This window comes from Flavobacterium sp. FlaQc-30 (assembly GCF_044005885.1).
In the GTDB taxonomy this organism is placed as follows: Bacteria; Bacteroidota; Bacteroidia; order Flavobacteriales; family Flavobacteriaceae; genus Flavobacterium.
In genome coordinates, this window is sequence record NZ_JBIPCO010000001.1 from 78,489 (window position 1) to 93,479 (window position 14,991).

At 33.8% G+C, this 14,991-nt stretch carries 16 protein-coding genes; 9 read left to right on the top strand and 7 right to left on the bottom strand.

All coding sequences use genetic code 11. From position 1 onward, the window contains the following. Window positions 1-48: 48 nt before the first annotated feature. From ACHRV0_RS00360 to ACHRV0_RS00395, 8 genes are all read left to right on the top strand, one after another. Window positions 49-333 carry a hypothetical protein gene (locus ACHRV0_RS00360; protein WP_129024008.1) on the top strand — a complete coding sequence of 95 codons (285 nt, stop codon included), beginning with the start codon at window positions 49-51 and terminating at the stop codon, window positions 331-333. A gap of 9 nt (window positions 334-342) precedes the next feature. Beyond that, window positions 343-1,422, top strand: coding sequence for a hypothetical protein (locus ACHRV0_RS00365; RefSeq protein WP_395439556.1), 1,080 nt, complete (start codon window positions 343-345; stop codon window positions 1,420-1,422). Window positions 1,423-1,468: 46 nt separating this feature from the next. Next, on the top strand, window positions 1,469-1,801 hold the full coding sequence (locus ACHRV0_RS00370; protein ID WP_129024010.1) for a multidrug efflux SMR transporter: 333 nt from the start codon (window positions 1,469-1,471) through the stop codon (window positions 1,799-1,801). Window positions 1,802-1,861: 60 nt separating this feature from the next. After that, window positions 1,862-2,323, top strand: coding sequence for a GNAT family N-acetyltransferase (locus ACHRV0_RS00375; protein ID WP_395439557.1), 462 nt, complete (start codon window positions 1,862-1,864; stop codon window positions 2,321-2,323). A gap of 209 nt (window positions 2,324-2,532) precedes the next feature. Next, complete coding sequence (locus ACHRV0_RS00380) at window positions 2,533-3,375, top strand: bifunctional helix-turn-helix domain-containing protein/methylated-DNA--[protein]-cysteine S-methyltransferase (protein WP_395440127.1); 843 nt, start codon at window positions 2,533-2,535, stop codon at window positions 3,373-3,375. A gap of 106 nt (window positions 3,376-3,481) precedes the next feature. After that, window positions 3,482-4,195 carry a 2OG-Fe(II) oxygenase gene (locus tag ACHRV0_RS00385; protein ID WP_395439558.1) on the top strand — a complete coding sequence of 238 codons (714 nt, stop codon included), beginning with the start codon at window positions 3,482-3,484 and terminating at the stop codon, window positions 4,193-4,195. Window positions 4,196-4,425: 230 nt separating this feature from the next. Continuing rightward, window positions 4,426-4,671, top strand: coding sequence for an Ada metal-binding domain-containing protein (locus ACHRV0_RS00390; protein WP_129024014.1), 246 nt, complete (start codon window positions 4,426-4,428; stop codon window positions 4,669-4,671). Further along, a complete protein-coding gene (locus ACHRV0_RS00395) occupies window positions 4,658-5,266 on the top strand; it encodes an alpha-ketoglutarate-dependent dioxygenase AlkB family protein (RefSeq protein ID WP_395439559.1) in 609 nt (202 codons plus the stop codon). Before ACHRV0_RS00390 ends, ACHRV0_RS00395 begins: the two co-directional genes overlap by 14 nt. 11 nt (window positions 5,267-5,277) lie before the next feature. Here the strand turns inward: ACHRV0_RS00395 and ACHRV0_RS00400 are convergent, their stop codons facing one another. Beyond that, the gene (locus tag ACHRV0_RS00400; protein ID WP_395440128.1) at window positions 5,278-5,499 is read right to left on the bottom strand and encodes a hypothetical protein; all 222 of its coding nucleotides are present in this window, start codon (window positions 5,497-5,499) and stop codon (window positions 5,278-5,280) included. A gap of 130 nt (window positions 5,500-5,629) precedes the next feature. After that, complete coding sequence (locus tag ACHRV0_RS00405) at window positions 5,630-6,385, bottom strand: NUDIX domain-containing protein (RefSeq protein WP_129024017.1); 756 nt, start codon at window positions 6,383-6,385, stop codon at window positions 5,630-5,632. A 276-nt stretch (window positions 6,386-6,661) separates the two neighbouring features. Between ACHRV0_RS00405 and ACHRV0_RS00410 the strand changes: the two genes are divergently transcribed. Then, window positions 6,662-6,931 carry a hypothetical protein gene (locus ACHRV0_RS00410; RefSeq protein WP_241687377.1) on the top strand — a complete coding sequence of 90 codons (270 nt, stop codon included), beginning with the start codon at window positions 6,662-6,664 and terminating at the stop codon, window positions 6,929-6,931. Window positions 6,932-6,981: 50 nt separating this feature from the next. Here the strand turns inward: ACHRV0_RS00410 and bglX are convergent, their stop codons facing one another. From bglX to ACHRV0_RS00435, 5 genes are all read right to left on the bottom strand, one after another. Next, entirely contained in the window at window positions 6,982-9,210 is a 2,229-nt protein-coding gene (gene bglX, locus ACHRV0_RS00415) for a beta-glucosidase BglX (RefSeq protein WP_395439561.1), read from the bottom strand. 14 nt (window positions 9,211-9,224) lie between these two features. Beyond that, complete coding sequence (locus ACHRV0_RS00420) at window positions 9,225-10,649, bottom strand: glycoside hydrolase family 30 beta sandwich domain-containing protein (protein WP_395439562.1); 1,425 nt, start codon at window positions 10,647-10,649, stop codon at window positions 9,225-9,227. A 2-nt stretch (window positions 10,650-10,651) separates the two neighbouring features. Further along, window positions 10,652-11,491 (bottom strand): endonuclease/exonuclease/phosphatase family protein, encoded by an 840-nt coding sequence (locus tag ACHRV0_RS00425; protein WP_395439564.1) that lies wholly within the window; start codon window positions 11,489-11,491, stop codon window positions 10,652-10,654. A 173-nt stretch (window positions 11,492-11,664) separates the two neighbouring features. Further along, the gene (locus ACHRV0_RS00430; RefSeq protein WP_395439565.1) at window positions 11,665-13,419 is read right to left on the bottom strand and encodes a cellulase family glycosylhydrolase; all 1,755 of its coding nucleotides are present in this window, start codon (window positions 13,417-13,419) and stop codon (window positions 11,665-11,667) included. 30 nt (window positions 13,420-13,449) lie between these two features. Beyond that, window positions 13,450-14,922 (bottom strand): glycoside hydrolase family 30 beta sandwich domain-containing protein, encoded by a 1,473-nt coding sequence (locus tag ACHRV0_RS00435; protein WP_395439566.1) that lies wholly within the window; start codon window positions 14,920-14,922, stop codon window positions 13,450-13,452. Window positions 14,923-14,991 lie beyond the last annotated feature (69 nt).

The following is a 14,991-nucleotide window of genomic DNA, read 5'->3' on the forward strand; positions in this document are numbered from 1 at the left end:
TAAATTTGAAATCTAATAACTTGCAAAAAAGTAAAATTTTATAAAATAATGATCGAAAATATTTTATGTGAAGTACATGGCTCAAAAGAAATGTCTTTTGGCTGTATTCATATTGCAATGGCAATAGATTCAGACGAAAAAACAGGCTTTTTCTATTCAGAAGCCGAAGAAGATCTTCCGCAGATTGCTTGGTGTGGAGAATGCGAACAATATCTTCTGGACAATGGTGAAGAATGGACTGATGTTTTTCAAGCTAAAGCTGATTTTAAAATGTTATGCAGCGATTGCTTTGATGAAGCAAAAAATAAGGAATCAGAAATTCATTTACGATAAATAAATCTTATGAAAAAGAGTATTCTTTTTTCTGCTTTCTTCTTTTTAAACTTAACTGTATTTGCCCAAAGCAATGATATTTGGATCTCATTTCCAGATAAAGATTCAACTCACATTGGATTTAAAGACAAAAACGGCATCATCAAAATTGAGCCAAAATTTATGGGATTTACAATCGCTCATAAATTCGAGAATATTATAGCCGTTACGGAAGGAAATAATCAAAAATGGGAAAGCTATTATTTAACCAAGACAGGTAAAATCGTTGGTCGTGATAGTCTATATATTTTTGACAATGGTCCAGATTGTGAAAATGAAGGTTTTATAAGATTTACAGATCGCAAAACGGATAAAATGGGAATGTTTAATGGCGAAGGTAAAATCGTAATTCCTGCAGTATACAGCAATTTAACTAAAGTTAGAAATGGAACTTTTATAGGATTAAAAGATGCTGAAAAAGTAAGAGATGGAGAACACTTTTTCTGGGCTGGGGGAAAAGAGTTTTTAATCGACGTCAATAACAATATTTTAATTGATGATTTTGCATACAATGATAACCTTAATTTTTATTCTCTAGAAAAATCAACAGTACCGAGTAAAGATCCAATAAGAGAATGTTTTCTTGGAGTTGACGGTCACTATTATTCGTTTATAAACTTTGAAAAAGAATTTAAAGAATGGCTCGAAAACAGTTTGCTCAAAGATTTATCTAAAGCTAATATTTTAAAACAATCTTTTGACAAAATTACCTATTGGAAAGAACCAATGGGCTGGATAAGTAACCCCAAAAGCAAATTCATAAATAATAATTACAATTTTTTAAAGCTTAAACTTCAAGAGTTAAATACTGCAAAAGCAGATTACTTCATTTCGGCTGACGGTTTGAATCAATTTATTTTTGAATCTGCCGAATACGAAATGTATTTCAATAATTGCAATGAATCTAAAGACTGGATTTACCCTACTATGGATATTGTCATCAATTCAAAAAACAAAACAAATTTCGGACAGGATCATTTTGAGTTTTTAAGAACTGAAAATGGTTATAAATTAATAAGCGTTTCAACAAAAAAAGATAAACTTAAATAATTGCTTCCTGCTTTATACAAAACGTAACTTTGTAAAAAACTTAATTATGAAGAATTTTTTATTTTTGTTTATCGCCATTGTCTTCGAAATTATTGCCACAACTGCATTAAAAAAATCGGAGCAGTTTACTCAACTTATTCCCAGCATTATTACAATCGTAGGATACTTTGCTGCATTTTACTTTTTAAGTTTTGCTATAAGAACTATTCCGGTTGGTTTTGCTTACGCTATTTGGTCAGGAGTCGGCATTGTTTTAATTACCACTATTGGTGCTATTTTCTTTAAAGAAATTCCTGATTTACCTGCCATAATTGGATTGAGCTTAATTATAATTGGAGTTGTTGTAATTAATGTTTTTTCTAAAACTACAGCGCATTAAATCACTTTTCATCATTATAACACTATAATAAATGAAACATCACAATAAATCAACAAATTAATGATTTTCAAAAAAGGCACACTTTCAGACTTAGACGAAATGCAGCAATTGTATATAGAAACCATACAATCTGTCTGCAAGAATGATTATAATCCCGCACAAATCAAAGCTTGGATTTCTGGCGTAGAAAACAAAGAACGCTGGCTTGAAGTTATTGAAACGCAATTTGTTCTTTTAATAATTATTGAAAACCAAATCGCCGGTTTTGGAACTTTAAAAGATGGAAACTATATTGACTTCTTTTACGTTCATAAAGGTTTTCAACGACAAGGAATTGCTGATAAGCTTTTGACAGAATTAGAACTCGAAGCCAAAAAACAACATTCCAAAATTATAACTTCGGATATCAGTATTACTGCAAAACCATTTTTTGAAAAGAAGGGATTTATTGCAAAAGCCGAACAAAAAAACATTCGTCACAATGAAATACTTATCAATTATAAAATGGAAAAAGAGATTTAATAATTTGTTTCAGGTTTCAGATTTGTGCCAATCTTTGCCGACATACTTTCTACCCTTCGACTTTGCTCAGGGTGACAATATTGCGTAAAAAAAACTTTGCGCACTTTGCGTAAATCTTAGTGCCCTTTGCGGTTAAAAAAAACTCCGCAAGATTCGGATTTTATACCAGCAGAAACCAATCGATATTTGCCTTATAAAATTGAATGAAAATGAACACACAGGAAACCATTAATTATAATCGTATTGCGGAAGCGATAGATTATATCAAAGCTAATTTTAAAGAGCAGCCTAATCTTGATGAAGTTGCCGAAAAAGTGCATTTAAGTCCGTTTCACTTTCAGAAACTTTTCAGCGATTGGGCAGGAACAAGTCCGAAGAAATTCTTGCAGTATACCAGTTTGGAACATGCCAAAAAACTGCTGAAAGAAAATCAAGCAACCGTTTCTGAAACAGCTTACGAAACAGGACTTTCGGGAACAAGCCGTCTTCATGATTTATTTGTAAATATTGAAGGAATGACTCCTGCCGAATATAAAAACGGCGGAAGGAATCTTGAAATAAATTACAGCTTTGCCGAAAGTCCATTTGGTAATATTATTGTAGCCTCTACTTCAAAAGGAATTTGTTTTATGGCTTTCGCCGATGATGAAACCAATGGCGTAAATGCCTTAAAAGACAAATTCCCCTATGCTTCTTTCTCTAGAAAACTAGATTTAGTGCAGCAAAATGCACTGTTCATATTTCAAAATGACTGGAGCAAATTATCTGAAATAAAACTGCATCTAAAAGGAACTGATTTTCAATTGAAAGTTTGGGAAACGCTGCTAAAAATCCCAATGGGACAGCTTTCAACTTATGGCACTATTGCACATCAAATTGAGAAGCCAAATGCTTCAAGAGCTGTTGGAACTGCAATTGGCAGTAATCCAGTTGCGTTTTTAATTCCATGCCATCGCGTGATTCAGTCTTCTGGAATCTTTGGCGGTTATATGTGGGGAAACACTAGAAAAACAGCCATAATTGGCTGGGAAGGTGCGCAGATAAATCTATAGTTTTTTTGCCACGAATTGCACTAATTTTTATTCTAATTAATAAAAAAAATAATTCGTGAACATTCGTGTAATTCGTGGCAAAAAAAAAATCCAATCTAAAATCATTATGCAAAATATACAATCAATAATTGCTTCTCAAAACTGGGAAAGCATCACCGAATCTATGCACGAAAATGGATTTGCAATTATTCCAAAAGTACTTAATAACGAACAATGCGAAGATTTAAAATTTGATTATGACAATCCAAATTTATACCGAAAAACGGTTGTAATGGAACGTTACCGATTCGGTTTAGGCGAATACAAATATTTTAATTATCCTCTTCCTGATTTAATTCAAAACATTCGATCTACAATCTATCCCAAACTAGCACCAATCGCAAACGCTTGGATGAAAGTTCTAAATATCAACACCATTTTTCCTGATCAGCACCAAGAATTATTAAAACAGTGTCACGACAATAATCAATTAAAAGCGACCGTCTTGATTTTAAAGTATGGCAAAAGTGGTTTCAATACACTGCATCAGGATTTATACGGGGATGTTTATTTTCCAATTCAAATAGTCCTTTTTCTAAATGAACCTGATGAAGATTTTACCGGCGGTGAATTTGTCCTTACACAGCAAACTCCAAGAGCTCAATCTAAGGCTATTGTTTTGAAACCAAAAAAAGGAGACATTTTGGTTTTTACAACCAATTTCAGACCTGTAAAAGGTTCAAAAGGGTATTATCGGGTTAATATGAAACATGGAGTAAGCGAAATTCAATCTGGTGAAAGATATACGCTGGGAATTATTTTTCATGATGCGTTAAATTAAGGTTCAAAGGTACAGAGGCGCAAAGATTCAGAGGTTTCTCGATATATCTGTAGAGACACACTGCAGCGCGTCTAACGTCACGTATTTTTGTCAACAATCTTTGCGTAGACGCACTGCAGTGTGTCTCTACGATATAAAAACCGATATTTTTTTCACGCAGATTAGGCAGATTGAGCAGATTTTTAAATCATTTTAATCCTTTAATCTGTGGCAAAATAAATGACAAACAAATGATTGAACATATTAAAATTCTCGGCTCTGATCTTCGAATTAAAATTAAAAATGCGGAAATTTGTTTCGGCGGCAACCAAAAGCTAAAGATCTACGGAACGCTGAAATGCTCTTCGGGAAAAAGAATGAAACGAGAAAATCGCGTTTTCTTTTCTTCGGAAAATGAAGCTAAACAAAATGGTTTCAGGCCTTGCGGACATTGTATGAAACTGGAATATCAAAAATGGAAAAATGGACTTATTTAATCCTCAAATAGACGAAACAACCAATCTGCTTCCTAAGGATGGTACGGTTAATTATTACGGAAAACTGTTTTCGAGAGAAAAAGCCGATTTTTATCGTGATATTCTATTGAATACGATCGAATGGAAAAATGATGAAGCAATTATCTTTGGGAAATTAATTTTGACCAAAAGAAAGGTGGCTTGGTATGGTGATAAAGAATTTGAATACACGTATTCGAATACGACGAAAAAAGCACTTCCGTGGACAAAGGAATTACTAGAACTAAAAACTTTTGTAGAAGAAAAAACTGGAGAAACTTTCAATTCCTGTTTACTCAATTTATATCATTCCGGCGATGAAGGAATGGCGTGGCACAGCGATGCTGAAAAGGATTTGAAAAAAAACGGCGCAATTGGTTCTGTAAGTTTTGGTGCTGAACGCAAATTTGCTTTCAAACATAAAGAGACTAAAGAAGTTATTGCCATGATTTTAGAACACGGAAGTTTATTGGTTATGAAAGATGAAACGCAAACGCATTGGCTTCATCGGCTTCCGCCAACAAAAAGTACTCAGAAGCCGAGGGTAAATTTAACTTTTAGAACTATTGTCAGGTAAGTTATAAAACTCTACTTCTTTTTAGAAGAGACACTTTGGTAGGAAAGTAATAAAGCATCCGCAAACATTTCAGTCCTTACTTTTGAAAGTTCAACAATTGTCCAGCCTTGTTTTCCCCATTTATTGGGTATTGGATAAAAAATCATTTCACTTGAAGCGCAAAATACAGATTGATCGATTTCATTGAATTTTAAAACGGCTTGATTTTTCTTTTCATCATAAGTGGCAAAGATTTTCTTCTTGACACGAAAAGATGTTTTTTCAAAATGTGGTTCTTCGCAGCATTTTCAAATGATAAAGCTAATTTTCTGAATGTTTCAATTGATACCATAATTGTAAATTATTAATCAGACTTAACAAATTTTACCAACCTTGATTCAATCCATTTTTCAAGACCTCATCGTATTTTTCTTTATCGAAAGAATATAAGTTTGGTGCTTTGTGGGCAACATTACTTTTCTTTTCATCAAGTTTAACCAGAATTCCAATATTAGTTATTTTTCTAAGAAAATTTCTGCGATCTAGTTTTTTATCTAAAATCGTTTCGTATAATTTTTGCAATTCTGGAATCGTGAATTTCTCTGGTAATAAATTATATCCTATGGGCATTAAATTCAGCTCTATTCTTAAGGTATCAAGAGCTTTATCTAAAATTTCCCGATGATCTAAAATAAGATCTGGAACTTCTTTATGATCGATCCATTCTACAACTTCATTTCTATTAACAGGATTGGGAAGTATTTTTAGAAAATCTACTAAGGCATAATAACCAATTGTTACAAAACGCTGCGTAAGCCATTTTCCTTGTTCGGGATCAATATCTAAATGTTTTAAAATTTCATTCCCAAAATGATTATCATTTCGCTTCGTTTTTCCAAATGTGGCAAACTGTCTTAAAAACACACCTTCAACTCCTGTTCTTTCATTTAAAATGGTAACCGCTGCCGTATCAATATCCTGATCAATTGGAATAAATCCGCCGGGTAAAGACCATTTTTCGTTGTGCGGAATTTTAATGAGCAGCACTTTCAATTGGTTATCATGAAAACCAAAAATCACACTATCAATTGACAATCCCGGCTGGTAATTTTTATTATTTTCTAAAATTGATTTCAGCATTGATTTTATAATTAATACGACATTTAGTTTCAATTGTGTACGCAATTTACTTCATTTTTTACAAATCGCATTTATCCATTTTTAAAATCAGAAAAAAAACAAAAGTGTATAAATCACAATTTTTGTTAAAATTAAAAATAAAATCAAAAAAACAAGTACATTGCGTCATAATAACACATTTAATGATTAATTGTGAAAACAATTAAAAAAGAAAGAGAAAGAACTGCTTTTATACCACTTATAGTTCTTATCGAAGAAAACAAAATTTAGAAGAAAATGATGGAGAATATGACCACTAATCCGTTAAAAAAAATCAATTCAAAAATTAGAGATAAAATCTGGAGCTCTTTTGGTTTTGTTTCTAAAACTTATCTTTTGGAAGCTTCTTTAAAATACAGCGAAGAGCAGGAAAGAATTTTTAATGAAATGATCGTTGAAACGGAGGCTAAAGATAAAAAAGCAAAACGTGAAGCTTTTGACAAAGCATTGTACGCTTCATACAAAGGAATTGGCGCTATGGATTTTATAAATACGGTTTTAAAATAATTTAGCCCCTTTATAAAATTCATAACGCCAATTCTAATTGACATTCTATATTACTGCACTAATTCAAAATCTGATTTTAGTTTAATATCTGCTGATGAAGCTCCAATCATTACTTCAAAATCTCCTGGTTCAGCAGTCCATTCTAATTTATCATTGTAGAAAGAAAGCTTTTCTTTGTCGATTGTAAATTCGATTGTTTTTGATTCTCCTGCGTTTAATTTCACTTTTTGAAAATCTCTTAATTCTAAAACTGGGCGAACAACTGATCCAAATTTATCTTTTAAATACAATTGTACAACTTCTTCTCCAGCTGCTTTTCCAACATTTGATAATTGAAATGAAACTTTAATTGTTTCGTTGTTTTTCATTTTTGTTGAAGAAAGTTTCATTCCAGAATAATCGAATTTAGTATAACTCAATCCATGTCCAAAAGCGAATTTAGGTGAATTCTTTAAATCGATATATGCTGAAACATAATTGTTTTGATTTTCATCTTTGGCTGGTCTTCCAGTACTGAAATGGTTGTAATAAATAGGAATCTGCCCTACTTCTCTAGGAAATGTCATTGGTAATTTTCCTGACGGATTGTAATCTCCAAATAATACATTTGCAATTGCATTTCCTGCTTCTGTACCTAACCACCAAGTATAAACAATCGCTGGAACGTTGTCTGCAGTCCAGTTAAAAACAAGAGGTCTTCCTGCATTTATTAAAACTACAACTGGTTTTCCTGTTGCCTGAATTGCTTTTACTAAATCTTCCTGAACACCTGGCAAATGAATATCGCTTCGGCTTTTTGCTTCTCCGCTCATGTCGCGTTTTTCGCCAATACTTAAAATAACAACATCGGCTTGTTTTGCAGTTGCAACGGCTTCTGCAAAACCATCTTTGTTGTTACCTTCAACTTCGCAGCCTTTTGCATAAAGTAATTTAGTATTCTTGCCTACTTTATTCTGTAAACCATCCCATTGCGAAACAATCCATTTATTGTAATCAACATTAGGCAATTCTACAGACCAAAAACCCATATTTTCTTTATACTCTTTTACCATCGGCCCGATAAAAGCGATTGTTTTTAGGTTTTTAGAAAGTGGTAATGTTTGATTTTCGTTCTTTAATAAAACGATACTTTTTTGAGCAACTTCAAGTGCAGCTTTTCTATTTTCTGGATTATTTAAAGCTTTCTCTGCTCTTTTTTCGTCAGAATATCTATAAGGATCATCAAATAAGCCTAATTCAAATTTTTTGCGAAGAATACGTTTTACGGCATCATCAACTAAGTCTATTGAAACTTTGCCTTCTTTGACCAATTGTGCCAAATTGTTTTTGTAAGCAACGCTTTCCATATCCATATCACTTCCGGCAGTAATTGCTGAAAGTGCTGCTGCTTTAAGATCTTTTGAGTAGCCGTGAGCTACCATTTCTCCAATAGAACCCCAATCTGAAACTACGAAACCTTGAAAGTTCCATTTTCCTTTTAAAATATCACGCTGTAGATGAACATTTCCTGTAGCCGGAATTCCGTTTAAATCATTAAATGAATTCATAAATGTTGCGGCACCAGCATCTAAAGCGGCTTTGAAAGGAGGCAGATAAGTTTCCCATAACATTCTTTCGCTCATATCAACGGAGTTATAATCTCTTCCGCCAACTGCGGCTCCATAAGCGGCAAAATGTTTTACGCACGCCATAACAGAGTTTAAATCTCCTAATTTATTTCCTTGAAAACCTTTTACTCTTGCATAAGCAATTTTAGATGCTAGATAAGTGTCTTCTCCTGCACCTTCCATAACGCGCCCCCAGCGTGGATCACGCCCAATATCTACCATTGGTGCAAATGTCCAGTGAATTCCGCTTGCGGCTGCTTCTGTAGCCGCAACTCTTGCTGCCAGCTCTATGGCTTCTAAATCCCAACTTGCAGCTTCTGCTAATGGTAATGGAAATGTTGTTTTATAACCATGAATAACGTCCTGCCCAAACAACATTGGTATTTTTAAACGGGATTGCATGGCTAACTTTTGATAGTTTCGAGTAGATTCTACTCCCGTTACATTCAACATTGAGCCTACTAAACCGTTCTTAATCTCGGTCTGCTTATTTGGGTTAATGGTTATTGGTCCTGTTATTGAATTGTCGTTACTATATTGATTCAATTGACCTATTTTTTCTTCAATAGTCATTTTTTTCAATAAGGCATTTACTTTCTGATCGATTGTTTCTTGCTGTGCAGCCGCAAAAAATGTGACCATCAGTAAGAGGAATGTTGTTGTTGTTTTCATGTATTTTATTTTAATTACCAAACATAAGTTGCTACTGCTCCTGCGTTTAAAGTAGTTGAAATTTGTTTTTGATTGTATTTTATATTGAATGTTTCAGCTGTATTTCCGTCGTTTTCAACAATTAGCACTATTTGTCCTGCGGGTGTTTTGAATGCGACATTGTAAAGATTTCCACTGATATTACTTCCAATTCTAATTGATCCTTCGGGTACAAATTTAGAAGCGTGACCAATAATATAATAGCCTACTTCTCTTTTAATGTTCTGATTTTGATCGATCATTAAAGCTCCTTTACAAGTCGAACATCCGCCTGGTGTAAATGGTTTGTAGAATTCGTCATTTGCTAGTCCCCACGAAAGTGCATTTACACTCCAGTTGCGCATTGAGCCAATTACTACATTTTTTACACTCCATTTCAAATCAGATTCAAAACTGCTTTCTGATCCTGTGTATTGTTCTGTAAAATACAAATCTTTATTTGGATATGCATCATGAACTGTAGACAAGGCACTAATATCTCCTTCGTATAAATGAAATGCTGAACCTGCTACAAAAGGCAATGCTTTTGGATCATTTAAAATGGTTAAAGGATATTCAGGTTTATTGCAATTGTGGTCGTAAACTACAATCTTGGTTTTAATTTTTGCTTTGGCGAAAGCGGGACCTAAATGATTTTTTATAAATTCTGCCTGTTGTTCTGCGAGCATCAATAAACTTGGATTGTTACCGGGATGTAATGGCTCATTTTGCGGTGTAATGGCATCAATTACAATTCCGTGCTCTTTCATGGCTTGAATATATTTTACAAAATACTCGGCATAAACCTGATAATATTTAGGCTGTAAGCTTCCGCCTTTTGTGCTTCCGTTGTCTTTCATCCAAACTGGCGGAGACCACGGAGAACCCATAATTTTTATTTGTGGATTTATGACTAAAATCTCTTTTAACAGCGGTACAACATCATTTAAATCTGGACCAAGATTGAAATGTTCCAGCTTTAAATCTGTTTGCCCTTCTGGCATATCATCATACGAAAAAACTTTTTCATTCAAATCTGAAGCTCCAATACTTATACGCAGGTAACTTAAACCAATGGCATCATTTTTTCTAGAAAACAACTCTTGAAGCAGGGCTTCTTTTTTTGCTTTATCTAGTTTTAAAATGGTTTGAGCACTTCCTCCTGTTAACGAAAATCCAAAACCTTCTATGGTTTGAAATTTCTGAGCAGGATTTACTTCAATTGTTTGGTTTGCATTAGTTTCTAAACTAAAAACTAAATCGTCCTGTTTTTTAAGTTTTGATGTTTCATCTGTTGTTGTAATCCAAGATTGTGCTTTTCCTGAATTGCTTGCAACATTTTTTGAAGATCCGCATTTTATCTGTACCACAATAAGAGGCAGTAACAGTAAAATTTGGAGTTTTTTGTTGATGTTTTTCATATTTAATCTATTTCTATTAGAACAGGTAAGTGATCTGAAGGATATTTTAAATCTTTAGAATCACTTAAAACTGCATGTTTTTGAACTGTGAGTCCGCTGTTTTTTGATATAAAAATGTAATCTATTAATAAGGTTACAGGCTCATTGTGTTTGAAATTATTAAAAGTTCCAGATGGCCCAAATGGTTTTTCTTTTGAAACATCTCTGGTGTCATCCATTACTTTTTTAATTTCAGCAATCTGAGGTGTGTTTGGCTCTGAATTAAAATCTCCCATTAAAAACACAGGGTATTTTTTTGTGTTTATTGCTTTTATTTTTTCTAAAACTACCTGCACACCTTTAACTCTTGCTACTTCTCCCATGTGATCAAGGTGAAGATTAAAGACGTAAAATGTTTTTTTAGTTTTTAAATCTGTAAAAAGACCATAAGTACAAACTCTATTGCAAGCAGCGTCCCAGCCTCTTGAAACTACATTTGGTGTTTCTGAAAGCCAGAAGGTGTTAGATTCTTGAAGCTTAAAACGGTCTTTTTTGTAATAAATCGTGCAGGCTTCTCCTGTTCCTCCTTCTTCTCTTCCTATTCCAAATTTGCTGTATTTTGGCATACCAGATGCAATATCAATTACTTGACTTGGTGTTGCTTCCTGAACTCCAAAAATATCGGGACTGTAAAATTGCACTTGAGACATGAAATAATCCTTACGATTTGGCCAGGCATTTTCTCCATCTGAAGCAACATTTAAACGAATGTTGTAGGTCATAATTTTTAAATTTTGACCATAAAAAACTCCGCTTACTAAAAGCATCATTACCACTAAAACAATTGTATTTTTCTTTTTCATATTTAAAAAATTTTGATCCGTAAAGCTAATGTTTCCTTGGCCTTAAAGAAAAAAACTTATTTAAAAGTTATGTTAATTATATATGTTAGGATAATCAATATTAAATACACCATGCTTTTAACTTTATAGATTTTGTTTCATTTTCTATGCAATCAAATTGAGAGTAGTTTCCTTTATTTTTTTAGATTCTCTTTTTTACTCTCCAAAAAATCTAAATAGTTTAAATTAAAACCTCCTTTTTCAAAAACAGCTTTAATCTTGTTTTGACCTGCATTCAATTCGACATCAGTTAAGATTATCGTTTTACATTTTTCATTTCCGCCAGTTGCTGGCAGTGTTATCGATTTTGATCTTCCTTTTTCGGTTTCTAAATGAAGTCTGCCTTCTGCTTTTTCGCTTGAATATCGTATAGCAACATTGTATTTATTCAGCTTTTTAACTTCAGTAGTAAACTGCAGCCATTCGCCGTCTTCAATAAATGAAACTTGATAACCGTTTGATCCTGCATCTTTGCATGGCAGAATATCTACACCGTCATTTCGCATTGTATTTCCTTTATTCCAATCTTCAAATTTGTTAGTTTCAACTCTGTAGTTCACAAAATCTTTGTCGGAGTATGCGTAACCGTTTGTTCCTAAATCATAATGTGTTGCAGCAATTTTTCCGGGAATTGTATTTTTCTTGTACGCCTTAGTATCATTTGTGTGTACTTGTCTAAACATGGCGTCGATTACATCCGGTTTAACGGTTACGTTTTCCATTTTGTAATTATCTGCCATTTTCATCAATGTTTTTTTAGAAAAATCTGGGGTTGGTTTTTGACCGCCGTCTTTCCAGTATTTTAATAAAACATCATATTCAGGGATTTTGGTTACAGAGGCTACTCCTGCAGTATTTTCGATTTTTTTCATTGGCCAAAATGCCCATCCAATATTGTTGGTTTCCATCAGCGTAAGAGCATCTTTAAACCAAACATTAGAGTTTTCGCCACTTTCTCCTAACCAAATTGGCACGTTGTACTGCATTCTATAGTCCAGCATTTTCTGGATTGATTCTTTGGTATTGTAGTTCCAATATTTATGAAAACTCAATGCCATATTATCATCCCATAGAGGAAAAATTCCGTTGTAATTATTTCCCCAGCAGTTTCCTTCAATAAAAATTAAATGATTGGTATCGACTTCGCGAATTGCTTTTGTTACGGAAACCATAAGCTCTCTTAAAGGGCCGTTTGAATTTTCGTCGCAGCCATTTTTGTTTGTTCCTGTAAAATTCCAGTTGGGTTCATTGATAATATCATACGCTCCAATCCATGGATTGTCTCTATAACGAGAAGCTACTTTTTTCCATAAAGCAATCATTTTTTTCTGATTGGCTTCACTTTCCCATAATGATGGTTTTGTCGTATCGTAATCAGAAATTGCCGCATCATTTCCTTGTCCGCCCGGAGCAGCATGTAGATCTAGAATAAGATAAATTTTGTTTTCGGCGCACCATTTCAGCAAATTATCTGTCATTGTAAATCCTTCTTCTATCCAAGTGATTTCACCATTTTTTTCTTCTTCAATTGGCGGCGTGTATAGATTATAATGCATTGGCAGACGGATTGAATTGAAACCCCATGCTGCTAACGAATCTACATCTCGTTTTGTTAATCCGTTTGCTTTGTAAGCTGCATAAAACTCTTTTGTTCCCTGCTCGCCAATGACGTCTTGAATTTTCTGTTTTATTGCATACTGCGGACTGGCAAAGGGCTGCGTCTGTATCATGTATCCTTCCTGCACCATCCACCCGCCTATACCAAGCCCTCTTAATACTATATTATTTCCATTTCCGTCAACAATTTTTTGCCCGTCTCTATGTAAAAAACCTTGTCCTGCAACGGCAATCGAACACAAAAGCTGTACTGCTATTATTATTTTTTTCATTTGAAAACTATTTTGTTTTTTACTCGATTTTTATTTCCAAGTATAGGTTGCCACTGAACCTGCTTCTAAAGAGGTTGTGATCCATTTATCATTGAACTTGATATTGAAAACTTCTACAGCAGTTCCGTCATTTTCAACAATTAAAACTTTTGAGCCTGATGGGGTTAAGAATGCCACGTTTTGAAGATTTCCACTGGTATTACTAGCAATTCTAACAGAACCTGCTGGAACAAATTTTGAAGCATGTGCAATAATATAATAGGCAACGTTTCGCTGAAAATTTTCGGTTGATGTTACTGTTAAAGCTCCTTTGCAGGTATTGCATCCACCCGGAGTATGAGGTTCGTAATTGCTATTGTTGGCTAAATTCCATTCTAGTGCATTCTTGCTGTAGTTTCTCATTGAACCAATAACTACATTTCGCATATGCCATTTTAGATCACCTCCAAAATTCCCTGTTGAGGCAGTGTATTGCTCTGTGAAATACACATTTTTTATTGGATAGGCATTGTAAACATTTGACAATGCACTGATATCTCCTGCATACAAATGAAAAGCTGATCCATCTACGAAAGGAAAAGCATCGGCATCTGCCAAAATTGCTTTTGGATAATTTATGTTGTCGCAATTATGATCGTAAATAATAATTTTGACATTTAGATTTGCTGCTTTGAAGGCTGGACCTAAACTTGTTTTTATAAAATTAGCCTGCTCTGCTGCCGACATATACATACTAGGATTGTTCCCGTCATGTAATGGTTCATTTTGTGGTGTTACGGCATCAATTGTAATTCCTTCGGCTTTCATTTGCTGAATGTATTTTACAAAGTATTTGGCATAAACATCATAATATTTGGTTTGCAATTTTCCACCTATAAAGCTGTCTTTATCTTTCATCCACAAAGGTGCAGACCAAGGAGTTGCGAGTATTAAAATTTTAGGATTGATTGCTAAGATTTCTTTTAAAAGTGAAATTACTCCAGCTTTATCTTTATCTAAACTAAATTTTACCAAATCCAAATCGGTTTCTCCAGTCGCAATATCATTATAAGTAAAAGGAGATGCGTTTAAATCTGAAGCTCCTATGCTTATTCTTAAGTAATTTATTCCTATCGAGTTTTCGCCTGAACCAAAAAGTTCCTGCAAGAGAGCACTTTTTTTTGATGCTGTTAATTGATTAATTACTTCAGCGCTTCCGCCTGTCAACGTATAACCAAAACCGTCTATTGTTTGATATTTTTGCGAAGCATTTACCTCGATATTTGGATAGATATTGTAAGTGGTTCCAAATCCTAAAGTTCCTGATTGTTTTGCCAGTAAAACACTTTGATCTCCTTTGGTCAGCCAAAAATCGACGTCGTTTGTAACAACAACTGGAGGTACAACAGGCGGTAAAATCGGCACGGGATCAGCAGCATCATTTGACGAAGAGCACTTTATTTGCGAAAATACTGCCAATATGAAAAACAGTGCTTTTATTGTGTTTTTAAAGTTTAGTTTCATTTTTACTTTTTTTAACTTGATAAACAACCTATTACAACCAAATCAACTTGTAATAAAATAACTTACAAT